The 20,782-nt window shown below is 63.4% G+C and carries 20 protein-coding genes; 3 read left to right on the forward strand and 17 right to left on the reverse strand.

The window, feature by feature from the left end; translation table 11 throughout:
- Positions 1 to 93: 93 nt before the first annotated feature.
- On the reverse strand, positions 94 to 231 hold the full coding sequence (locus tag NL528_RS15025) for a hypothetical protein (RefSeq protein ID WP_309183446.1): 138 nt from the start codon (positions 229 to 231) through the stop codon (positions 94 to 96).
- Positions 232 to 562: 331 nt separating this feature from the next.
- On the opposite strand from NL528_RS15025, the gene NL528_RS15030 reads away from it, so the two are divergent.
- Entirely contained in the window at positions 563 to 847 is a 285-nt protein-coding gene (locus NL528_RS15030) for a hypothetical protein (protein WP_309183447.1), read from the forward strand.
- Positions 848 to 1,067: 220 nt separating this feature from the next.
- Here NL528_RS15030 and NL528_RS15035 read toward each other — a convergent pair whose 3' ends face one another.
- A complete protein-coding gene (locus NL528_RS15035; RefSeq protein ID WP_309183449.1) occupies positions 1,068 to 2,264 on the reverse strand; it encodes an amidohydrolase family protein in 1,197 nt (398 codons plus the stop codon).
- A 159-nt stretch (positions 2,265 to 2,423) separates the two neighbouring features.
- On the opposite strand from NL528_RS15035, the gene NL528_RS15040 reads away from it, so the two are divergent.
- Positions 2,424 to 3,197, forward strand: a complete 774-nt coding sequence (locus NL528_RS15040; protein WP_309183450.1) for a ferredoxin--NADP reductase — start codon at positions 2,424 to 2,426, stop codon at positions 3,195 to 3,197.
- A 189-nt stretch (positions 3,198 to 3,386) separates the two neighbouring features.
- On the opposite strand, the gene NL528_RS15045 is transcribed toward NL528_RS15040, so the two are convergent.
- From NL528_RS15045 to NL528_RS15105, 13 genes are all read right to left on the reverse strand, one after another.
- Positions 3,387 to 4,004: an Isoquinoline 1-oxidoreductase subunit gene (locus tag NL528_RS15045; RefSeq protein ID WP_309183451.1), complete on the reverse strand. Its 618-nt coding sequence runs from the start codon at positions 4,002 to 4,004 to the stop codon at positions 3,387 to 3,389.
- A 2-nt stretch (positions 4,005 to 4,006) separates the two neighbouring features.
- The gene (locus NL528_RS15050; protein ID WP_309183452.1) at positions 4,007 to 4,522 is read right to left on the reverse strand and encodes a 2Fe-2S iron-sulfur cluster-binding protein; all 516 of its coding nucleotides are present in this window, start codon (positions 4,520 to 4,522) and stop codon (positions 4,007 to 4,009) included.
- A complete protein-coding gene (locus tag NL528_RS15055; protein ID WP_309183453.1) occupies positions 4,519 to 7,296 on the reverse strand; it encodes a molybdopterin cofactor-binding domain-containing protein in 2,778 nt (925 codons plus the stop codon). The genes NL528_RS15050 and NL528_RS15055 overlap by 4 nt, the downstream gene beginning before the upstream one ends.
- 83 nt (positions 7,297 to 7,379) lie before the next feature.
- Positions 7,380 to 8,468, reverse strand: coding sequence for a hypothetical protein (locus NL528_RS15060; protein WP_309183454.1), 1,089 nt, complete (start codon positions 8,466 to 8,468; stop codon positions 7,380 to 7,382).
- 150 nt (positions 8,469 to 8,618) lie between these two features.
- Positions 8,619 to 9,395, reverse strand: a complete 777-nt coding sequence (soxA, locus tag NL528_RS15065) for a sulfur oxidation c-type cytochrome SoxA (RefSeq protein ID WP_309183456.1) — start codon at positions 9,393 to 9,395, stop codon at positions 8,619 to 8,621.
- Positions 9,392 to 9,712, reverse strand: coding sequence for a thiosulfate oxidation carrier complex protein SoxZ (gene soxZ / locus NL528_RS15070; RefSeq protein ID WP_309183457.1), 321 nt, complete (start codon positions 9,710 to 9,712; stop codon positions 9,392 to 9,394). Before soxZ ends, soxA begins: the two co-directional genes overlap by 4 nt.
- Complete coding sequence (locus NL528_RS15075) at positions 9,712 to 10,191, reverse strand: SoxY-related AACIE arm protein (protein ID WP_309183458.1); 480 nt, start codon at positions 10,189 to 10,191, stop codon at positions 9,712 to 9,714. The genes soxZ and NL528_RS15075 overlap by 1 nt, the downstream gene beginning before the upstream one ends.
- Positions 10,192 to 10,200: 9 nt before the next feature.
- Entirely contained in the window at positions 10,201 to 10,638 is a 438-nt protein-coding gene (gene soxX / locus NL528_RS15080; protein WP_309183459.1) for a sulfur oxidation c-type cytochrome SoxX, read from the reverse strand.
- Positions 10,639 to 10,651: 13 nt separating this feature from the next.
- Positions 10,652 to 11,926, reverse strand: a complete 1,275-nt coding sequence (locus NL528_RS15085) for an FAD/NAD(P)-binding oxidoreductase (protein WP_309183460.1) — start codon at positions 11,924 to 11,926, stop codon at positions 10,652 to 10,654.
- Positions 11,927 to 11,977: 51 nt separating this feature from the next.
- Positions 11,978 to 14,164, reverse strand: coding sequence for a molybdopterin cofactor-binding domain-containing protein (locus tag NL528_RS15090; RefSeq protein WP_309183461.1), 2,187 nt, complete (start codon positions 14,162 to 14,164; stop codon positions 11,978 to 11,980).
- An 11-nt stretch (positions 14,165 to 14,175) separates the two neighbouring features.
- A complete protein-coding gene (locus NL528_RS15095) occupies positions 14,176 to 14,625 on the reverse strand; it encodes a 2Fe-2S iron-sulfur cluster-binding protein (RefSeq protein ID WP_309183463.1) in 450 nt (149 codons plus the stop codon).
- A gap of 176 nt (positions 14,626 to 14,801) precedes the next feature.
- Positions 14,802 to 15,785: a TRAP transporter substrate-binding protein gene (locus NL528_RS15100; protein ID WP_309183464.1), complete on the reverse strand. Its 984-nt coding sequence runs from the start codon at positions 15,783 to 15,785 to the stop codon at positions 14,802 to 14,804.
- Between the two features lie 52 nt (positions 15,786 to 15,837).
- Positions 15,838 to 17,235 carry an MFS transporter gene (locus NL528_RS15105; RefSeq protein ID WP_309183465.1) on the reverse strand — a complete coding sequence of 466 codons (1,398 nt, stop codon included), beginning with the start codon at positions 17,233 to 17,235 and terminating at the stop codon, positions 15,838 to 15,840.
- Between the two features lie 945 nt (positions 17,236 to 18,180).
- Here NL528_RS15105 and NL528_RS15110 point away from each other — a divergent pair.
- A complete protein-coding gene (locus NL528_RS15110; RefSeq protein WP_309183466.1) occupies positions 18,181 to 18,363 on the forward strand; it encodes a hypothetical protein in 183 nt (60 codons plus the stop codon).
- Between the two features lie 390 nt (positions 18,364 to 18,753).
- Here NL528_RS15110 and NL528_RS15115 read toward each other — a convergent pair whose 3' ends face one another.
- Positions 18,754 to 19,824, reverse strand: coding sequence for an amidohydrolase family protein (locus NL528_RS15115; protein WP_309183468.1), 1,071 nt, complete (start codon positions 19,822 to 19,824; stop codon positions 18,754 to 18,756).
- Between the two features lie 31 nt (positions 19,825 to 19,855).
- Positions 19,856 to 20,752: an NAD(P)-dependent oxidoreductase gene (locus tag NL528_RS15120; RefSeq protein ID WP_309183470.1), complete on the reverse strand. Its 897-nt coding sequence runs from the start codon at positions 20,750 to 20,752 to the stop codon at positions 19,856 to 19,858.
- Positions 20,753 to 20,782 lie beyond the last annotated feature (30 nt).

Below are 20,782 nucleotides of genomic sequence, written 5' to 3' on the forward strand. Positions count from 1 at the left end.
GAGTGACGCGGGTCTGTCTTGTGAACGCGATTAGCCGTCCGGTGTCTGATGCTATCGCGCCGCGCTCACGCGTAGCGCTGCTTGCGGGCGCGCTCATTCCCTGCGGTCATGCTTCGCGCTGCCGACGGCATCATCCGATGGGAATATGCTTTCGTATATCGCGCGGGCCTCGCGGATCAAACGGGTTCGCTCGAGTTCGGATTTCGCGACAAAACGGATGACTTCACCCATGGGGTTCTCCAAGGCTGGAAAAACATTCCGCCAACAGCTGGTTCTAAGTCTTCAGAGTTGGAAGACCTACTCCCATCACAAGAACTTATTTCTGGATGGGTGGCGCCCTGTGAAAAACCCACCTCTTTTCGGGGGCACCGGAGAAAGAAATCTGTGAGTGTGGGGTGTCGTTTCCGATGTAGGCGGGCGCGAGGCCGAAGGCCTCGCGGCCGATGGGTTCCGATGACCGTGTTCTTACGGGTCGTAATTGGCAAACAGCTTGCGATGGGTGTGTCAGCTGTTCGGCTTCCGGGCTCTGGATGTGCCGAACTAAGCCATTGGGAGCACGCAAATGAACATACAATCTCGTTTCGAGACAGCGCGCGAAGGTGCAGTACGAGAGGTCGCAGTAATTAGTAAGATACTGGCTGATCTTGTTCGCACCGTTCAACTGATCGAATCCGACATCGCAGCCGAAGAAGAGCGCGCCGGGGTTTCCGACCGATCCGACGCTAAGTATCCGATACTGGCGAGGACGCTGATCGAGCGGCGCGACAATCTCAAGATGACCATTGCCGCCCTTGAACAGCGTCACACCGAGCGAGCTCGGCCCGCGCAAGCGGCAACCGCGGCTTAAAGGCACAAAAAAGCCGCCGCTGGGGTTGGCTCAGCGGCGGCTTCTTCCGTTACGAGTCCCTATTGCGGTCCCGTCCCAAGGGGTTACGCGGCGCCAAGACAAAAGCGAAACCGCCGGAGGTGGATTGCTTCGCGGAGCCAGTCATCGGGCGCGCATTCGCGCGACCCGGTGGCTCGCAATGACGACCCTGCCGTTTCCTGACATCAAACCGGCGGATGGATCAGTGCCCGACAATCTCCGGCACCCTTGTCGCCGGCGGCGTGTTGCGGCTGCGCTGGGTGCGGACGATGCCGTCGATGATGGTCATGCCGATGCCGGGGAGGTCACCGAGCTGGACGCTGTGCAAAATGTTCTTGCCGGGCGAATGCTGCGCCATGTCCATGATCACGAAATCGGCTGAGCGGCCGACCTCGATGATGCCGCAGTCCAGCGCCCGCATCCGCGCGGTGTTGCCGGTGGCGAGGCAGAAGGCGATTTCGGCAGGCAGATCGCCGAGCGATGACAGCAGCGAGACCATGCGCAGGATTCCGAGCGGCTGCACGCCGGAGCCGGCCGGTGCGTCGGTGCCGAGAATGACGCGGCTGAGATCGCCCATCTCGCGCGCGGTTCGCAGCGTAAACAGCGCCGAGCGCTCATTGCCGTTGTGAACCAGTTCGAGGCCGCGCTTGCAGCCTTCGCAGATACAGCGGATCTGGTCATCGGGCAGGGCGGTATGGCCGCCATTAATGTGGCCGATCACGTCGGTATCGGCCTCCAGCACCACGTCCTTGTCGATCAGGCCGGAGCCGGGAATTGAAGGTCCGCCGGTATGGATCGTGCTCTGGATGCCGTATTTGCGCGCCCAGCCCACCATTTTCCGCGCGGTCGGTCCATCCTTCACGCCGCCGAGCCCGACCTCGCCGAGCAGTTTGACGCCGGCTGCGGCCAATTCCTTGAAGTCGTCCTCGACCATTTCGTTTTCGATCACGGGCGCGCCGGCATGGATTTTCACGCCGCCAGGGCGCAGCGTCCAGAACGAGCGCTGCGCAAAGATCGCCATCGCCTTGACGCCGACGACGTCGCGCGGACGGCCGGGCATATGAACCTCGCCGGCGGAAATCATCGTGGTGACGCCGCCATGCAGGTAGCTGTCGATCCAGCCGATCTGGTTCTGCCGCGGTGTCCAGTCGCCGGCGACGGGATGGACGTGGCTGTCGATCAGGCCGGGCGCGACGGTGGTGCCGTTGGCATTGACGGTGGTGGTGGCGTCATCGGTGTTGACGTCCTTGAAGCGTCCGATCGCAGTGATTTTTCCATTCTCGGCGACGATCGTGTCGGCGTCGAGGATTGGCTTTTCCATGGCGCCGGAAAGCAACAGCCCGATATTGCGGATCACCAGCTTGCTCGGGCCAGCGGTCTGGGGGGCGTCATGGGCCATCACTTTATCCTTCTTGTTCAATGCCTTCGCAGGGCGCTGGCAGCCATCTTGCGCGCGGCTTGACACCGGGATCAAGCCGGATTATTCATTCGTATACAAACGAATGTATACGAATGAATTGAGCGTCGCAATCGGCCTTCGCAGCGTGGGATCGGCAGCATGAGCAATTTCAACCAGGAAAGCGTTTTGAGCGTCCATCACTGGACCGACACGCTGTTCAGTTTCACCACCACCCGCGATCCCTCGTTCCGGTTCCGGAACGGTGAATTCACCATGATCGGGCTGAAGGTCGGCGAGAAGCCGCTGCTGCGCGCCTACAGCGTCGCCAGCGCCAATTACGAGGACACCCTCGAATTCTTCTCGATCAAGGTGCCGGACGGGCCGCTGACCTCGCGCCTCCAGCATTTAAAGCAAGGCGACGAGATCATCGTCAGTCGCAAGGCCACCGGCACGCTGGTGATCGACAATCTCGAGGACGGCCGCAATCTCTATCTGATCGGCACCGGCACGGGCTTGGCCCCGTTTCTCAGCGTGATCAAGGATCCCGAGACCTATGAGCGTTTCGAGAAGGTGGTGCTGCTGCACGGCTGCCGCCGCGTCAAAGAGCTCGCCTATGGCGAGATGATCACCGAAAAGCTGCCGAATGACGAATTGATCGGCGACCTCGTGCGCAACCAGCTGATCTATTATCCGACCGTAACGCGCGACCCGTTCCGCAACCGTGGCCGCATCACCGACCTGATCAACTCCGGCAAGCTGTTCGGCGATATCGGGCTGGCGTCGCTCGAACCCGAACATGACCGCGTCATGATCTGCGGCAGCCCGGCGTTGGTGCACGACACCCGCGCGCTGCTGACCGGTAAGGGCTTTGTCGAAGGCAACCACGGCGAAGCCGCGCAGTTCGTGGTCGAAAAGGCGTTCGCGGAGCGCTGACGCGACCTCATCACGAGGAGCCGCGCAAGCGGCGTCACGAGGGATCGGCCACGAACCTCATGGTTCTCCCGGCGATGAGAAGCATCGTCCGGAGACGCGCGAAGACGCGCTCCTCACCATGAGGGTCTAAGACCTCATCCTGAGGAGCCACGCGCAGCGTGGCGTCTCGAAGGATGAAGCCACGCGCAATTATTTCGCCGGACACGCCGCGCCGGTTTTCACCCAGGCTTCCACCAGTGCGCCGGCCTCCTGTTGCGTGCCGGGCGCCGGCGAGCGGCCGAAGCCGGGATGCCAGGCCCAGCCGACCAGCGTGTCGGCACCGATGTGATGAATGAGGTCTTCGACCTTGCGGCCGCCGTTGCGGGCGGGATCCGTGATCTGGGCGCAAATCTCGGCGATCGTTTTGCCTTCCCACGCCATCTCGCGCGGCGCCAGATGCCATTCCGGATGGCCCGGCATGCGGCCCGGATCGAAATTGGCGTTGCCGTGACAGATCGAGCACCGCATCGTCTCGGTGCCATGTCCGTCGGGACCGCGCGTGACCGGTGGCTGGTGCAGCCGGCTCGCATCGGTCTGGTGCGGATGTTCGCCGGCGGGATGGCAATTCGTGCAGCGCGGATGCGTCAGCACCTTGCCGAGTTCGGTGAACATCGCCGCCGACCGCGCCGCGGTGCCGGCGATCCCGGCAAAACTTTCGGGCGAAGCCAGCGTGTTCGAAACGGGTTGCGAAGCCGCGTAACCGGTCAACATGCTCAAACCGATCGCTGCGACCGAAACCAAAATCTGAAACCGGGTTTCTGATTTCATGGTCAGGCCAGATAACGTTTGGGATCGGCGAGAACTACGTCACGCACCGCCTCGTGGTATTTGACGTAACCGGTGCAGCGGCAGATATGCCCGTCGAGCGCCTCGGCGATGGTCTTCTCGAGCTCATCCCGCGCCACCGGCTTTCGCGCCAGCCGCTCCAGCAACACCTGGGCTTCGTTGAGGAAGCCGGCAGTGCAGTAGCCGCACTGGAACGCGAAGTGTTCGATGAAAGCCTTCTGGAGCGCGGTCAGTTCGCCGTTTTTGGCGTGGCCCTCGACCGTCCGGATCGCCTTGCCGTCAAAACTTATCGCCGACACGACACAGGTCGGACTGGTGTAGCTGGTGCCGTCCGGATTATCGATGATGACGGCGCAGCTCAGGCATTGCGCTGCGCCGCAGCCGAATTTGGTGCCGGTCATCCCGAGATGCTCGCGCAGAAAATCGTTCATGGTCAGATCGTCGCGCACCTCGGTCGGTGCGAGCGCGCGGCCGTTGATGGTGATGGCAAGCCTCGTCACGCGATCGCTCCCTTGAGCATGGCTTGGGTGACTGGCAGCGACTGGAAGCGGTGGCCGGTGGCATCGAAGATGGCGTTCAGGATCGCCGGCACCACCGGGACCATCACGACTTCCGCCATGCCCTTTGGCGGCTCGTCCGGCGTCAGCGGCGGCAGCATCTCGATCTCGAGGTCGTGTAGCGGCAGATCCGATCCCCGCGCCACCAGATATTGTCCGAGGTTCCATTGGCCATTGCCGGGGCCGCCATCGTAGGGCGGCAAATTTTCCAGCAACGCATAGCCGACGCCCATCGCGAAACCGCCTTGCGACTGACCGCGCACGATTTCCGGCACCAGCGGCTGCCCGCATTCGAGCACGCTGTAAGCCTTGGCGATGCGCAGCGCGCCGGTTGTGCGATTGATCTCGACGCGGACGAGCGTGCCGCACATCGAGGTATAGACGTTGCCCCTCTGGTTGTTATGGGTCGGCGGAAACAGGACATTGACGCGATCCAGAGGCGCGAATTTTCCGCCACCCTTGCGCACGGCAAGCGCATCGATCTCCGCCCGGTATTGCTCGCCGCCAAACTGGAAGCGGGCGCGCGACCAGCCCCAGCGAGAGAAGCTGTGCGCGATCGCGCCCGTCACCAAATTTCGTGCATGTGCGGTTGCAGCCAGCACCGGCAATTCCAGCGGCGTCAGGCCGGGCAGGCTGAGCTGCCCGTCCTTCCAGCGTGCTTTCGCGAAATCTTTTGTCCGGGGATCGGCAGACGGGATGCGCCAGAGCTCGAGCGCCGCCGGCCACAGGCCGTAGCGGAAAATCACGCGCGCGGCCTCGGCGGCCGCGTGCGTACCCACATGCGCGCCGATCGAGGCGCTGGTCGCCGAGCTGATCGCGGGCACCCAGCGCGGATTTTTCTCCGCCGCGTCCTGCGTCTTCTGGTCCATCGTGTAGGGATCGCCGGATGTGACGAGCCCCAGCGCATCGTAGGTATCGACCCGCGCCACCGATACCTGATCGGCCACGCCGCCGAGGTGGATGGCGACACGGTTGGCCAATGCGGTTCCGATGCCGTTGCCCATCTCGACATGATCGCCATCGATCGAAATTTCGCCGTCCGCGCCGATCTCCACACGCCCGAGCGAAGCGTCGCCGCCGGTCCCGTAATCCTTGGTGACGCAGGCGACACCGGTGCCGACGAGGATTCCGCCGGACTGCAGGCGCGCCTTTTCCTCCGCTCGCTGCCGCCAGATCGGATGCATTTCGAGCTTGTCCAGAATCTCGGGCGTGCGAACCGAGACGGTGTACAGATTTCCCATCATGGTTCTGTCGTTCGACTTGAGCGCATTGCGCCGCCGGAACTCGATCGGATTGAGCGGCAAGGCGGATGCCGCCTCATCGATCAATACTTCGAGCGCCGTCAAGGTCTGCAGCGTTCCGTAGCCGCGCATCGATCCCGCGGTGACGCCGCGGGTATGAACCGCCACCGTGGTGACGTCGACCTTGGGGATGTCATAGATGCCGATCGCTGCGGTCGCGCCGACCACCGCGACGTTGGCCGAAAAATTCGCCATGCCGCCGCCATCCAGCACATGGTCGGCGGCGAACGCCCTGATCTTGCCGGTCGCGCGGTCGATCCCGATCTGCGAGCGCATCTTGAACGGATGACGTTTGATGCCGCCCTGAAACTGCTGATAGCGGTCATGCGCGAGCCGGACCGGATTGCCTGGAAAGAACATCGCGGCGAGCGCGACGTAGAGCACGAAGGACGTGTGATCGCGCCCGCCGAAACCGCCGCCGAGATAGGTGAACTGCGTATTGATGCGCGCGGGCTTGAACGGCGCGCGGGCCTTCCCGAGCAGGAACGCAATCGACTCGGTGGCCTCGTAAGGTCCCTGAACGCCGAGCACGAGCTCGAGTCTTTCGTCTTTCCTGTCGTACCAGCCGAGCCCGGCTTCCGGCTCCAGGAACATCGGGTCGACGGACTGGGTCTCAAAGGTGCGGTCGAGCACCAGCAAAGCCGGATTTTTCGGATCGAGTTCGGCGCGGATCTGCTCGCCGTGGACCGCGGCTTTGCCATAGGGCGCCGCAGTCTCCTTCGCGTAGGATGACCAGACCGGAAGTGCGGTGTTCTGGATGCGCCCCGGTGTCACCCAGCCGGCCTGGATCGGGGAGTAGACGTCGGGAGACTCGGGCGTCGGCCCGGCCACACGCGTGAAACGGAAGGCGCCATAACTGGGAAGATCGACGGGGCCGGTTTCTTCGCCGAATTTCACGAATGTGCCATCGCGCAGCGCCAGCCGCGCGCGGTCGAACGCGTCGAACTGCTCGAAGATCAGCAACGCCACCGGCTGGCCCATATACAGCGGCGTCTTGCCGATCGGACAAAATAGATCACTGGCATAGAATTCGGGAACGCGGGTGCCGATTTTCGCAAGGTCTTCCGCTGTCACCACCACCGACGGCTTTGATGCGCCGCTAAGGCGCGCGAGATCCATGCCGAGGTAGACATGCGTGGCATCGGGCGCGCGGACCAGGATCGCGTGCGATGTGGCAGCCGGCCATCCCGGCAGATCGGCGGCGCGAAAATCGGAGGCGTAAAGTTTTGCGCCCGTGACCTTGGCGACGCCGTCGATCCGCCCGGCGCCATTGGCCGCGGGATTCCATCCCCCGCGTCCCGGCAGCGTCGCGCGCGCCGGAAAGCCGGTCGGCTCCATCGCCTCCAACCGCGACAGGCTGAGCGCAATGCCGCTCGCCGTCACCCACTTCACGAACTCACGTCGCGAAGGCCGCATAGCGCTACCTCTCGGTCCACGCCGTGACGGGCGTGCGGACATGAAAGCCGTCGATGCACGAATCACTCGTGCATCCAGCGAGACTATCGCAAGTCGGCGATCGATGCGGGGCCGGGGCCCGGCGTGATCAATGTCGGCCACTGCTTCGAGCCGAACGGCACCACCGGTGGCAGGAACGTGGTCATGCCGCGCTTTCCGGTCTCGGCTGCGATCGCGACCCGCGCATCGCCGCCCATCAGCTCATAATCCATCAGATGATAATTGCCAAAGAACAGCGAACCGACCGAGCGATCCGCGATGATCCGCGTCAGCGATTCCAGCATGTCCGCCGGCGTCGTCGTAAAGGAGACGGTTTCGATCAGGAGCAGGCGGTCATTGATTGCCTCCGGACCGAAGAACTGCGCGAGCACGCTGAACAGCACGTTGTTCTGCCGCGCCACATAGATCGTATTGCTGGCGCCATAGGCCTTGTCCCAGTCGGCGCCAAGTTGCGCCTTCCAGTCGGTCAAGACATTCATCCAGTGTCCGACCTGGGTCTGCGCCGCCCAAGAGACGTTTTTCGCCAGGAACGGTGCCTGCTTCTTGCCGAAGGCCTCGAGCGTCGCAAAGGGGATCACGCCCTTGGCAACGCACTCATCCATGAAGGCGATGTTGTTCTGCAGGATGGTGCGGTTGTTGTCGCGCCAGCCGGGCTCCATCGGCGTGAGGTCCAGCCCGTCGAGCGCCGACTGCATCCGGCTGCGGTAAGCCAGCATCGCGCCGCGCCAGGATTTGTCGTCCGCGTTGTCGACGTAGGGGCCGACAACCTCGGCCAGCGCCATCGTGCTGTGACCGACCGATTTGAGCAATTGATAGACGATCGGCACCTGCGGCGCTTCCGTCGGCGCCATTCCCGGGCGGTAAAGGATCATTCTGCCGCCGGCGCCGGAAAACAGCGCCAGGATCACCGGATGCTTGTTCAGGACATTCTGCTGGAAGATTTTTGCGGCGTCGCCGTACAGGTCGAACATACCGGTGTTGAGCGCCAGCATGTCCTTGGTCGCGATATCGGCTGACGTCGACGCGGTCTTGCCTGCGATCGGCGCCATGTAGGATGGAAGGGTCTGGGCGTTGGCGACCGCACCGCAGCCGAACAGCAAAATCGCAATCGCCAGGGACGGGCAGCGCTTCATGTCCACACTCGCCGCGAGGGTAAGCCGTGATTATGGTTGATTCGTACCTTGAGTGCAGTATTCGGTGATTGATGTTTTGCGCAAGCGATATGTGCCGCGATTGGCCGCGCTGGTTGCGATATCGTTGATGCCATCAGTAAAATGGCGCGCTTACGGCCGCACCGCTGGCGCCTCGACCGTCATGCCGCGCGCGCGCGACATCAGATAGAGCTCGAGCTCGACCAGTTCCGGTGCGCCGTAGTCGTAGGCCTGGGCGCGGATGCCCGTGATGCAGGCGCGCAGGCGCCGTTGCAGCGATCCCAGCGACTGCCACTCCAGGCGGTAGAGCGGATAGCCGGTCGGATGGGCCTGCGTGATCGCCGACCCCGCCAGCCGCTTGTCCCAATTATCGTCGTGGCAATTGGTGCAACCGAGATTGAGCTGCCCCTGCCGCTGCTTGAACAACTCGCGTCCTTTGGCGATGAACAGTTCGAGTTGCGGGTCGGCGCCGGTCTCGATCGGAATGCCATGCGACTGCTGCGCGACGAAGGCGGTCAACGCCAGCAGATCGCGGCTCTCGTAAGGAAGCGGCGACGCCTGCTGATGGTTGACGCGGCACAGATTGATGCGCTGCTCCAGATCGACGGGGCGGCCGAGCGCTTTGTCGAACGCGGGATAGCGGGCAGCTATGCCCTTCATGGTCGCGCGGGCCTCGCCGTGGCAATCGGCACAAGCCTTGTCGGCGGTGCCTACCTTGCGCTTCCACAGCGCTTCGCCGTCGAGCACCCAGAGCATGCCGGGATTGGCGGTGTCGTCGTCCTGCATCGCCTGGGTGTCCGGCGTCATGAAGCTGTAGCCGGAGCGGCGCTGGTCTTGCGGGATATCCGTGGCGCGAACGGCGCCGGCCGTCAGCAGGGCAGCAAGGGCTATGATCCCGGCAAATCTCATTCGACGGTAATTGAGGCGGAGGCGGTTTCGGAAAAGCCCTTGTCGCCGATCCACTCGAATTCGAATTTTCCGCTCTCGGTCGCGGTGGTGAAGAAGGTGATGAACGGGTTGGCGGCGATGGCCTGAAAAAGGTCGGCGCGGAAGATCTCGGTGCCGTTGTAGCGGCAGCTGAAGCTCGTGATGATATCGCGCGGCACGACTTCGCCGGAGGCGAGGTGGCGATAGCCGGTCTCCATGATGTGCGACATCAAGGTCTTTATCTCGATGATGTCGCCGCGTTTTGCCGTGCGGGGTACGTTGATGAGGGCTGAAGGCATCAGATCACCTCCTCGGTGCAGGCGGCCAGCGTCACCACGACGTCGACACTGACGGACCAGAACGTATCGTCCGACAGCCGCGCGATGGCGACGACCTTCTGGCTGTCGGCGAGCCGGATGCGGGTCGAGACCTGCGCGCGGCCGGCGTGGGGGCCGAGATAGAAATTGCCGATATTGGGCTGCGGGTTCTTTTCGTTGAAGACGTGAATGCTCTTGACGTGGTTGTCCGCCGTCATCGGATTGGCGACACTGACCGTCATCGGCACCGTGTTGCCGTTCTCGACCAGCGGCGGAATGTCGAGCTTGACCTTTCCGGTCCGCACCGCGGCTTCGCCGACCACGTTGCGGATCGCGGTGGCGAGCATCGCCGGCGTGGCTTCGGCGGGCCGCAGCGTCACGATGGGGACAGCGCCCAGCACGGCCGCGCCGCCGGCGAGGCTGAGAAATTGGCGGCGGCTCGAATCACGGGGCTGGGGCATGGTTGCTTCCTATTCGCGCAGCGTTGTCAGATACGCCACGATATCCTCGATCTGTTCGGCCGACAGGATCGGCTTGCCGCGCCAGGCCGGGCCGACACGGTTGAGGCCGTCGACGCGATAATAGGACGGCATGATCGTCGCGGCATTGAGGCGGGAGGCGTCGACCAGCCGCAGCCGAAGCTGGCCCTCCGACCACCGGCTGCCGGAACCCGCAAGGCTCGGCGCCAGATCGCCCTGGAACTTCACTTCGGGAAATGGGCCGCTATGGCAGAGGATGCAAGTGTTTGACCGATCGATGACGAGCGCGTGTCCGCGTGCAACGTCGCCTCGCGTCGTCGTAAGCGATTCCGGAATGGCGTCGCCAACGATGGCATAGGAGCGCAAGGCCTGCGCGCCGGCCGGGCAGGGCAGCGCAAGCAGCGCCGCCGCGAGCCCGATCCCAATCATCAGGATTGCCGACCTAGCCAAAGGCGTCCACCGTGATCGTCTTGAACCAGTTTTGCGCTTTCTCGGCTTCCTGCTGGCGAACGTCGCGCGGGGCATTGACCGGGCTTGTGTTGACTTCGACCTCGGCGAACTGGTCCTCTTTGGGCTGATAGATCCCCGACAGTGAGAATGCATAGCCGGGCGCGACCGTGTTGTAGCAGGCGCCGTTCAGCCGGGGCATGTCGGGCGATTTGCCGGAAATCAGGTTCGCGATAATTGCGGCGCAGGCGTTGCCTTGCGCGTTCGCGGCCGATGCCGATTTCGGAATCTGTCCGGCGATGCAGGCGTCGCCGATGACGTGGACATCGGGCAGGAGCTTTGAGCCAAAGCTGACGGGATCGATCGGGCACCAGCCGGTGTTGTCGGCGGCGCCGGCGATCTCGGCGACGTGGCCGGCCTTTTGCGGCGGGATCACGCTGGCGACTTGCGCCGTGTAATTGCCGAAGTCGGTGACGATGGTGCCGGTCGCCGGATCGACCGAGGTGACCCGTCCGCCCTGCGACAGCGCGATCCGTTCGATCATGCCGGGATACAGTTCCTTCCAGGCGGCTTCGAACAATCGCTGCTGCGAAAAGCCATCCTTGGCGTCGAGGATCAGGATCTTCGAGCGCGGCTTTTTGGTCTTCAGATAATGCGCGATCAGGCTGGCGCGCTCGTATGGCGCGGGCGGACAGCGCAAAGGTGCTGCGGGCACTGCCAGCACGACAACGCCGCCGTCCTCCATGGCTTCGATCTGCCTTCGCAGCAGCGTCGTCTGCTCGCCGGCCTTCCAGGCGTGCGGCATCTTGAGGGATGCCGCTTCGTCATAGCCGGGCAATGCGTCGAAGCGCAGGTCGATGCCGGGCGCCAGCACCAGGCGGTCGTAGCTGACCGAACTTCCGTCGGCCAGGCCGACCGTGCGCGCGTGCGGATCGACCTTTGCGGCGGCCTGCGGAATCACGGTCACGCCATCGGCGGCGATTTTGTCATAGCCGAATTGCTGCGCTTCGATTTCCCGCAAGCCTGCGATCACCTCATTGCTGAACGGGCAGGCGGTAAAAATGCGGTTCGGCTCGATCAATGTCACCTGTAGCCTTGCATCGAGCTTCCGTAGTGCCCGCGCGCAGCTTGCGCCACCAAAGCCGCCGCCGATCACGACGATACGCGCGGCGGATTGTGCGAACGACGGACACGACAAGGCCGCAGCCGCGGCAGAGGCGGCGATGCCGCGAGCGACAGCTCTGCGCGTCGGCCGGCCCGTGACGTCCATAAGCACAATCCGAAAACCGGAGCGGCGGCCGTGAGGCCGCCGCTCGCTGCGTCAGGCGAAGGTGATGTTCTGGTCCCTCAGCGGCACCGAACGGATGCGTTTGCCCGTTGCCGCGAAATAGGCGTTGAGCACCGCCGGTCCAGCGACGCAGATGGTCGGCTCGCCGACGCCGCCCCAGAAGCCGCCGCTCGGCATGATGATTGATTCCACCTTCGGCATCTCGTTGATGCGCATCGAGTTGTAATTGTCGAAGTTGGACTGTTCGATCCGTCCGTCCTTCACGGTGCAGCCACCGTAGAACAGGCCGGTCAGCCCGTAGACGAAGGAGCCCGCAATTTGCCGTTCGATCTGCGCCGGATTGACGGCGTAGCCGGGGTCGGTGGCGGCGACGATGCGATGCACTTTTATCTTGGTGCCATCGGTGACGGATATCTCCGCAGCCCCCGCGACGTAGCTGCCATAGCCCATGTGCTGGGCGATGCCGCGATAGACGCCTTGCGGGGCCGGCGTATCCCAGCCGATCTTCTCGGCCACGGCGTTGAGCACCGCGAGATGCTTCGGATGCTTGGTCATCAGCTTGCGGCGGAACTCGAGCGGATCCTGTCCGACCGAGTGCGCCAACTCATCCATGAAGCATTCGAGATAGATCGCATTGTGATTGACGTTGACGCCGCGCCAGAAGCCGGGCGGGACGTGCGGATTGCGCATCGAGTGATCGACCAAAAGGTTGGGAATCGAATAGCCGATCGCCGCCTCGCCGCTGGCATTGAGGCCCTGGAACGCGACCGGGTCCTTGCCGTTGACCAACGCCTCCGGACGCAGACTGAACAGGATCGACTGCCCGGATATGCGCATACGCAGGGCGATCAGATTGTTGTCGGCGTCGAAGGCGCCGGTCATCTTGCATTGCGTGATCGGGTGATACAGGCCGTGCTGCATGTCCTCCTCGCGCGACCATAACAGCTTGATCGGCGTGCCCGGCATCTGCTTGGCGATCAAGACCGCCTGGCGGACATAGTCGGTCTGGCCCCGGCGGCCAAAACCGCCGCCGAGCATCAGCTTGTGCACGTCGCATTTGTCGGCTGGCAGGCCGGAGGCTTCCAGCGTTGCGGCAAACGCCGCTTCGCCGTTCTGGGTGCCGCACCAGACCTCGCATTTATCTGACGTGTAGAGCGCGGTGGCGTTCATCGGCTCCATGGTGGCGTGGTTCTGGTAGGGATAATTGTAGACCGCCTCGACCTTCTTGGCGGCGCCGGCGATGGCCGCTTTGACGTCGCCGTTCTGGTTGCCGACGAAGGCCTGCTGCGAATCGTCGAGCCCTTCACCCAGCCATTTGGCGATCGTGGCACTCGAGACTTTGGCGTTGTCGCCTTCGTCCCAGACGACCGGCAGCGCGTCGAGCGCGGTCTTGGCGTGCCACCAGGTGTCGGCGACGACGGCGACCGCGCTGTCGTTGACCCGCACCACCTTCTTGACGCCCTTCATGCCCATGACTTTGGCTTCGTCAAAGCTCTTCAGCTTGCCGCCGAACACCGGGCAATCCTTGATCGCGGCGTTGAGCATGCCGGGCAGCTTGAGGTCGATGCCGTAGACCGTCTTGCCGGTGGTTTTGTCTGATGTATCCAGCCGCTTCACGCCCTTGCCGACGATCTTCCAGTCCTTGGGATCCTTCAGCTTGACGTCGGCCGGCGGCTCAAGCTTGGCGGCGGCTTCGACCACCTTGCCGTAAGTGGTGGTCTTGCCCGACGGCGTATGGGTGATGACGCTGTTGGCCGCCGAGCATTCCGAGGCAGGCACCTTCCATTCGTTGGCGGCGGCCTGGATCAGCATCACGCGCGCGGTGGCGCCGCCCTTGCGGACATATTCCTGGCTGGCGCGGATGCCGCGGCTGCCGCCGGTGGAAAAATCGCCCCAGGCGCGCTTGCGGGCGACGCTCTGGCCGGGCGTCGGAAATTCGGTCGTGACTTTCGACCAGTCGCATTCGAGCTCTTCGGCAACGAGTTGCGCGAGGCCGGTGAGGGTGCCCTGTCCCATCTCGGAACGGGCGATACGGATCACGACGGTATCGTCGGGGCGGATCACCACCCAGGCGTTGACCTCAGGCGCGCCGTCGGCGGCGCGCACGACGGTCGGACCGCCGAAGGGAAGATCGAGGCCGAGCGCAAGACCGGCGCCCGCGGTAGCGGTACCGATCACGAAAGCGCGGCGATTGAGTTTGGGCATGCTGTGCTGGTTCATGATTGCCCCCCTCACGCGTTCGCGGCTTCGTGGATGGCCTCGCGAACCTGCTGAAAGGTTCCGCATCGGCAGATATTGGTGATGGCCTCGTCGATGTCCTGGTCGGTCGGCTTCGGCTTCTCCTTCAGAAGTGCTGCCACCGCCATGATCATGCCGCTCTGGCAATAGCCGCATTGCGGAACATCATTGGCGATCCAGGCCTCCTGCACCTTGTGCAGCGCGCCATCGGGGCCGAGGCCTTCGATGGTGGTGATCTGCTTGCCGGCGGCTTCGCTGACCGAAACGCCGCATGAGCGCATCGCGACGCCGTCGATATGAACGGTGCAGGCGCCGCATTGTGCAATGCCGCATCCGTATTTGGTGCCGGTCAGTCCGACGTTCTCCCTGATTGCCCAAAGAAGCGGCGTATCCGCCTCCACGTCGACGTCGATTGTCTTGCCGTTGATAGTGAGGTTTGCCATCGCGTTCCCCTGTGTTGATTCAATTCTCCAACTGAACCTTGGGGCGATGTTGGACTGGAAGCTGGAACGATTCAAATCAAGAAAACGCGTTTGCAATGCGGAAGAAAGGTGATCTGCCGGTGTTGCGCCTGCGCTGCATTCCTGACTTGCAAATACGAGCGCACTCATGGCGGACGTTACGGCTTGCTCGCCCTGAAGGCGTCGAGAATTGGGACGCAGGCCGGGCCCGACTTGACGCACCAGGCGCGCTGCACCGCTGCGGCGCCCGATTGCAGCGCTTCGGCGATGGCGGGAGCAGGACTTGAATCGATGGTGACGCCGTTCTGGCGCATGCGCTGATAGTTCTCCTGCAGCCGGGTCGACAGCGCGAGCCACAATTCACGCTCGGTCTGACGGCTGGCCGCATCGACGGCCTCGCGCAAATCGCCGCTCAGGCCGTCATAGACCGCCTGATTGACGCTCGCGACCGACAGCGGCAGCGAATAGGTGATCTCGCTGAAATAGGGCAAAAACTCCCAAAGCTTGCGGCCGGCGCCGCCATCGCCGGACGACAGCACCGCGTTGATGCTGCCGTCGACCAGTTTCGGCATCGTGTCCGCGAAACTGATCGATGCGGCTTTGGCGCCGGCGCCGGCGAACACCTCGGTGGATGTCTTGTCATAGGTGCGAATCGAAAGGCCGGACAAATCGGACGCTGTCTTCAGCGGCGTCTTCGACCAGATGCCGGACGGCGGCCACGGCGTCAGGTAAAGCAGCCGCAGGCCCTTCTTCTGCAGCGCCGCTGCGAGATAGGGCCGCGCGATGTCGGCAAGATGTTTTGCATCGGTGGTCGATGTCACCAGAAACGGCAGCGAGGGCAGGGCGAAGATCGCGTCTTCGGATTCCAGCGAGCCGGCAAACGCATCGCCGGCCTGCACCCGGCCGTCCGCAATCGCGGTGAGCATGCCGGCCGATTTGATGCCGGCCGTGGCATCGAAGCTCGGCTTGATCTGGAGTTTTCCGCCGCTCAATTCGGCGACATGTTTTGTAAATGTCGTCAGGCCGAGTCCCGGCATTGCATTCTCCGGATATTCGGTCGGCATATCCCAAACGGTCTGGGCACGCGGGGTGGCCGGATACAGCAACAGCAGCGCACCGGCCAGCAGACTGAGAAGTCGCAACTCGTCCTCCGATCCACATTACACCGGCTCCATCATCTGGCCGGCATGGCAATCATGTCTTGGGCGGCGCGCCGACCACCAGACGCAAAAAACTCATCACGCTTCCGAGCGCGGCAAATCCGGCGCCGAGCGCCAATGCAAGCGTCGCGCCATCGTGACCGGCGAGGGCGAAGCACAGCGCTGCGAGCGCCGCACCGGCCGTTTGCCCGGTCAGGCGCGCGGTCGCGACGATACCGCTGGCGCTGCCGCTGCGATGCGCTGGCGCGCTCGACATCAGGGCCTTCATGTTGGGCGTTTGAAAGAAGCCAAATCCGATTCCGCAGATCACCATACGCCAGACGATGTTGGCGACGCCGGGCGAAGCAGGGAGCGTTGCCAGCAGCACCATTCCCACACCGAGCAGTGCGAGGCCAATGCCGCCCAAAATGCCGACGGGATAGCGGTCGGACAGCCGGCCGCCGATCGGCGCCATGATGGCGACCACGAGCGGCCACGGGGTCATGAAGAAACCGGTCTCGACCTGCGATCGCAGCAGCACGTCCTCGAAGTAGAACGGCAACGAGACGAACGCCAGGCCCTGCACCGCGAACGAGCACACCGCGGTGGCCGCCGACAGCGCGAAGATCGGCCGCCGGAACAGGTCGATCGGCAGCATCGGCGCCGGGTGATCGGCGTGCCGCCGGGTCAGGATCCAGCCCAGCAGCACCGCGGCGGCGAGTTCGCCTGACACCACGCCGGTCGACGCCTTGTGCGCGGCGCTGCCGATGCCGGTAATGAAGAGCCCGAGGCAGCCGGCCGCCAGCGCGGCGCCTGCGAAATCGAAGGCGTGCCCGGCGCGCGGCGTCGACGGCAGCGTCTTCAGGCCGATCAGGAGTGCGATCACGCCGAACGGAAGATTGACCGCGAACAGCCACGGCCAGGGCCCGAACGCCAGGATGCCGGAGGCGATCGTCGGCCCGAGCGTGAACGCGGTTGCGACCACCAGCGCGTTGTGGCCAAAACCACGGCCGAGCATGCGGGTCGGGTAGACGAAGCGGACCAGCGCCGTGTTCACGCTCATCAGGCCGCTGGCACCGAGCCCCTGCAGCGTGCGCGCGACCAGCAGGCTCTCCAGCGACCACGCCAACGCACAGCCGAGCGAGGCCAGCGTGAACAGCAAGAGCCCGCCGAGATAGATGCGCTGGTGGCCGACGATTTCGCCAAGCGCGCCGAGCGGCAGTAGCGTGGCGACCAGCGCGATCTGATAGACGTTGACCACCCACACCACTTCGGCGGGGCTGACATGGAGGTTGGCGGCAATCGCGGGCAGGGCGATGTTGGCAATGGCCGTATCCAGCGAGGCCATCGCCAGCGCGGTAAAGATCGCCGCCACCGCCCATCGCCGGAGTTTTGGCGGCAAGCCGTCCATCGGAGTTGTGGCAGGTGGTTTTGCGATAATCTCTACTGACATCCTGCCGGGTTCTCTAGGCTTGAGCGATGGCGTCCATAGCGGCATGTACTACGGACAAACCGCGTTCCACAGGCGCGCCATTGCATGCTGCGTATGCGAAGGGGGGCGGCGTTGCGGGCGAGGTGAACATAGGTGTCGTCCCGGCCTTGAGCCGGGACCCATAATCCCGGTCGTCTGTTGTTGCTGAAGGTGTCGCACAACCGCCCTTGACCGAACGGCCGCGGAGTATGGGTCCCGGCTCAAGGCCGGGACGACGCGACAAACACAGTTTCGCGATCTCGCCGCACGATCCGCGCGAGTTTTGCTCTCAACATTCCGCCCTCTCCAATCAGAGGGCGCAGGGAACGCCGGATGCGCGCCGCACCCGCGGTCTCGTGTGCAAACATGCACAAAAAAAACGCACACGAGCATACAGGTTCAGCGGAGGCAATCCGGCATTCCCTGCGCAATGGTTTTACGGCTTATAACGCGCTCTCCCCGGTGATCGGGCTTTCTTGTCACCGTCGCCCGTGAGAAGCGTGCTTCTCACGAACTTGACGCCAGCGTCGAGGCGTCAGGACCACACGACTTCGCCGTCCGCGTCAGCCACGCTCGTCAGTCGCAGCTTTCGCGTCCACCGCATCCCACCGCACGTTCGTGACGATCGCGAGCCGCCCCTCTTGTCGGGTGAGACGGGCGGAGAAACGCCACTGATTTGGCCGACGGGACAAGCAGAATATTTTTTCGGAGGGGGCTGGACAGGTTTTGGGTGATTTGCCCGTCGGGCTGGATTTTGTTGTCAAATTCAGTCGTCATTCCGGGGCGATGCGAAGCATCGAACCCGGAATCTCGAGATTCCGGGTCTGGTGCTAACGCACCATCCCGGAATGACGGCATTCAGAGGTTGCCTCGGCCGCGGATCGGCGCGATGCTCGCGTTTCAGGCCAAGCTATTGCGAGGTCAGTCATGAGAGCATCTCTGGTAGCGGCACTTTACTTCGGATCATTTCTCACGATCGGGCTGCTTGCGAAGCTGGCCGTCGATCGCCTCGGCCGCGATACCGACCTGACCGACATTCAGTCGCAGGCCGGTCCAAACCGCAGAAAGCACAAAGGCTTCCTGTTGGGTGCGTGGCGGAACGAAGATTAGTATCGGCAAACGGTGGCCTGGTTTGATTCTGCGAGTGGGCTGATTTGCGACGAGCGTTCCCAACGTACCGGCGGCCTTCGGCGCGGTGCACATCGTCATTGCGAGCCAACGGGTCGCGCGCACGCGCGCCCGATGACAGGCTCCGCGAAGCAATCCATTGGGCGGCAAAGGAAGTGTGGATTGCTTCGTCGCTTTGCTCCTCGCAATGACGGGGAGGGACGTCGGAAATTCACTCCCCGTCATTCCGGGGCGTGCGAAGCACGAGCCCGAAATCCATACTCCCGATCGTGGTTATGGATTCCGGGCCCGCGCCAAGTAGCGCGTCCCGGAATGACGGAGCTTGTTGCTTCTCTTGAACGACATACCGCGCGACCCCCGGCGCAGCGTGCTTCAATCCAAACCAAGCACGCGCATCGCGTTGCCTCCGGCGAGCTGCGCGATCGTGCCCTCGTCGATGCCCTGGATGCCCGCGATGTGGCCGATCGGATTGTATTCGGCCATGTCGAAGGGGTAATCGGTGCCCATCAGGATGCGGTCCGGCCCGAACAGGTCGAGCAGGTAGGCCAGCTGGTGATAGCTGAACACAACGGTGTCGAGATAAACCTGCCGCAGATAGGTGGTCGGCGGCAGCGGCAGGTCGGCGTGGCAATCCCGGCGGGCGCCCCAGGCGTGATCGATCCGGCCGGAATAGCCGGGAAGATAGCCGCCGCCGTGTACGGCCATCAGCTTCAGTTCCGGAAAACGCGCCAGCGTGCCCGAGAAGATCAGGTTGTGGAGCGCCAGCGTGGTGTCCAGCGGATTGCCGAGAACGTTACTGAGATAGAAATGGGTCAGCCGCTCGCCATGGGTAAAGCCGTTCGGGTGCATCATGATGAATGCCCCGAGTTGTTCGGCTCTCGCAAAAAACGGCCGGAATTTCGGGTCGGATAATTCCTGGCCGTCGACATTGGTCAGGATCTCGACGCCTTTCAATTTGAGTTCACCCATCACATAGTCGAGCTCGCGTACCGCGAGTTCCGGCTCCTGCAGCGTGACCACGCCGAGGCCAACGAAGCGGTCCGGCTTGCGCGCGCAATATTCGACGACGCCTTCATTGGCGATCCGGTGGGCTTTCTCGGCAATTTTCGGATCGATCGAATAGTAGCACTGGCCTGGCGCAGGGGCCACGACCTGGATATCGATGCCCATCCGGTCGAGGTCGGACAGCCTGCGATCGATCGTGGTCATGACCTCGCCGACATCCTTTTCCTGCTGCGCGTTAACTTCCCTGGTGGCAGCATCGGCAAAATGCGCGAGCGGGATGCGGCTGACATCGACATGGGGCTGGGCGAGCTTGGCGGCCTGGGGAACCACGATGTGCGCGTGGATATCGATGGTGACGGACGACGGTCGCCGGGCGAGGCCGTCGGCGTCGTGGATCCGTGCCGCGGTACGGCCATAGCGATTTTTCTTCTCGATCATGGGATGCATTTCCTTTTTCTTCTGTTGTTCGCTAGTTCGATTTGGCGGCGTTTCGCTGCGGCCAGCGGACCGAGACCGTCGTGGCATCGGCTTTGCCGAGACCGGCCGCTTCGGCTTCCTCGAAGCAGGCCAGCGCACTCGACGCGACCGGAAGCGCTGCATGGATCGAGGCGGCGAATTGCACGGCGGTCGCGAGGTCCTTTTTCGCGGCGCTGATGCCGAACGCGGTCTCGCCGCGCGGCTGCCCGCTCAATCCCTTGGCGATGACGGCGCCACGCCCCTTCATCGCGGTCGGCGTGCCGGCCGTGTCGGACAGGATATCGATGAGCCGATCGGGAGCCAGCTTGAGCGGCTCGCAGATGGTGAGGGCCTCGCCCAGTGCCTGCCAGTACACCAATAGCGGCAGGTTGATCGCGAGCTTCATGGTGGCGCCTGAGCCGAGTTCGCCGACATGTTCGATGCGCCGGCACAATTGCTCGAGGATCGGCATCGCGTGGCCGACATCGTCGCGCGCCCCGCCGACCAGGCCGAACAGTTTTCCTTCCCTGGCGGGGACGGTGCTTCCGCCGACGGGACATTCCACGAAGCCGCCACCTTGCTGCGTGACGGCGGTTCCGATCGACTGCATGGTGTCCGGCCGCAGCGTGCTCATGTCGATCAAAAGCCTGCCGGCGAGTTTACCCGTCAGAATACCCTTTGGTCCGCGATAGACCGCTTCGGTGGCAGCGTCATTCAGCAACATCACGACGATGGCTTCGCAACCCTCCACCAGTTCGGTGGGCGACGCGAACAATTTTGCACCCGCATCGGTCAGCGATCTGGTCTTCGCCGTGTCCCGGTTCCAGACCGCAACGTCGTGCCCGACCGCCATCAATCGCTGTGCAATCGATGATCCCATTCGTCCCGTTCCGCATACGCCGACTTTCATGATCGAACCTCCTTTTCAACGGGAATTCTT

Source organism: Bradyrhizobium sp. Ash2021 (assembly GCF_031202265.1).
GTDB lineage: Bacteria > Pseudomonadota > Alphaproteobacteria > Rhizobiales > Xanthobacteraceae > Bradyrhizobium.

Coding starts and splice junctions, on each gene's coding strand:
- NL528_RS15025 (WP_309183446.1), bottom strand. CDS start 231: ATGGGTGAAGTCATCCGTTTTGTCGCGAAATCCGAACTCGAGCGAACC.
- NL528_RS15030 (WP_309183447.1), top strand. CDS start 563: ATGAACATACAATCTCGTTTCGAGACAGCGCGCGAAGGTGCAGTACGA.
- NL528_RS15035 (WP_309183449.1), bottom strand. CDS start 2,264: ATGGCCCATGACGCCCCCCAGACCGCTGGCCCGAGCAAGCTGGTGATC.
- NL528_RS15040 (WP_309183450.1), top strand. CDS start 2,424: ATGAGCAATTTCAACCAGGAAAGCGTTTTGAGCGTCCATCACTGGACC.
- NL528_RS15045 (WP_309183451.1), bottom strand. CDS start 4,004: ATGAAATCAGAAACCCGGTTTCAGATTTTGGTTTCGGTCGCAGCGATC.
- NL528_RS15055 (WP_309183453.1), bottom strand. CDS start 7,296: ATGCGGCCTTCGCGACGTGAGTTCGTGAAGTGGGTGACGGCGAGCGGC.
- NL528_RS15060 (WP_309183454.1), bottom strand. CDS start 8,468: ATGAAGCGCTGCCCGTCCCTGGCGATTGCGATTTTGCTGTTCGGCTGC.
- soxA (WP_309183456.1), bottom strand. CDS start 9,395: ATGAGATTTGCCGGGATCATAGCCCTTGCTGCCCTGCTGACGGCCGGC.
- soxZ (WP_309183457.1), bottom strand. CDS start 9,712: ATGCCTTCAGCCCTCATCAACGTACCCCGCACGGCAAAACGCGGCGAC.
- NL528_RS15075 (WP_309183458.1), bottom strand. CDS start 10,191: ATGCCCCAGCCCCGTGATTCGAGCCGCCGCCAATTTCTCAGCCTCGCC.
- soxX (WP_309183459.1), bottom strand. CDS start 10,638: ATGATTGGGATCGGGCTCGCGGCGGCGCTGCTTGCGCTGCCCTGCCCG.
- NL528_RS15085 (WP_309183460.1), bottom strand. CDS start 11,926: ATGGACGTCACGGGCCGGCCGACGCGCAGAGCTGTCGCTCGCGGCATC.
- NL528_RS15090 (WP_309183461.1), bottom strand. CDS start 14,164: ATGAACCAGCACAGCATGCCCAAACTCAATCGCCGCGCTTTCGTGATC.
- NL528_RS15095 (WP_309183463.1), bottom strand. CDS start 14,625: ATGGCAAACCTCACTATCAACGGCAAGACAATCGACGTCGACGTGGAG.
- NL528_RS15105 (WP_309183465.1), bottom strand. CDS start 17,235: ATGTCAGTAGAGATTATCGCAAAACCACCTGCCACAACTCCGATGGAC.
- NL528_RS15110 (WP_309183466.1), top strand. CDS start 18,181: ATGAGAGCATCTCTGGTAGCGGCACTTTACTTCGGATCATTTCTCACG.
- NL528_RS15115 (WP_309183468.1), bottom strand. CDS start 19,824: ATGATCGAGAAGAAAAATCGCTATGGCCGTACCGCGGCACGGATCCAC.
- NL528_RS15120 (WP_309183470.1), bottom strand. CDS start 20,752: ATGAAAGTCGGCGTATGCGGAACGGGACGAATGGGATCATCGATTGCA.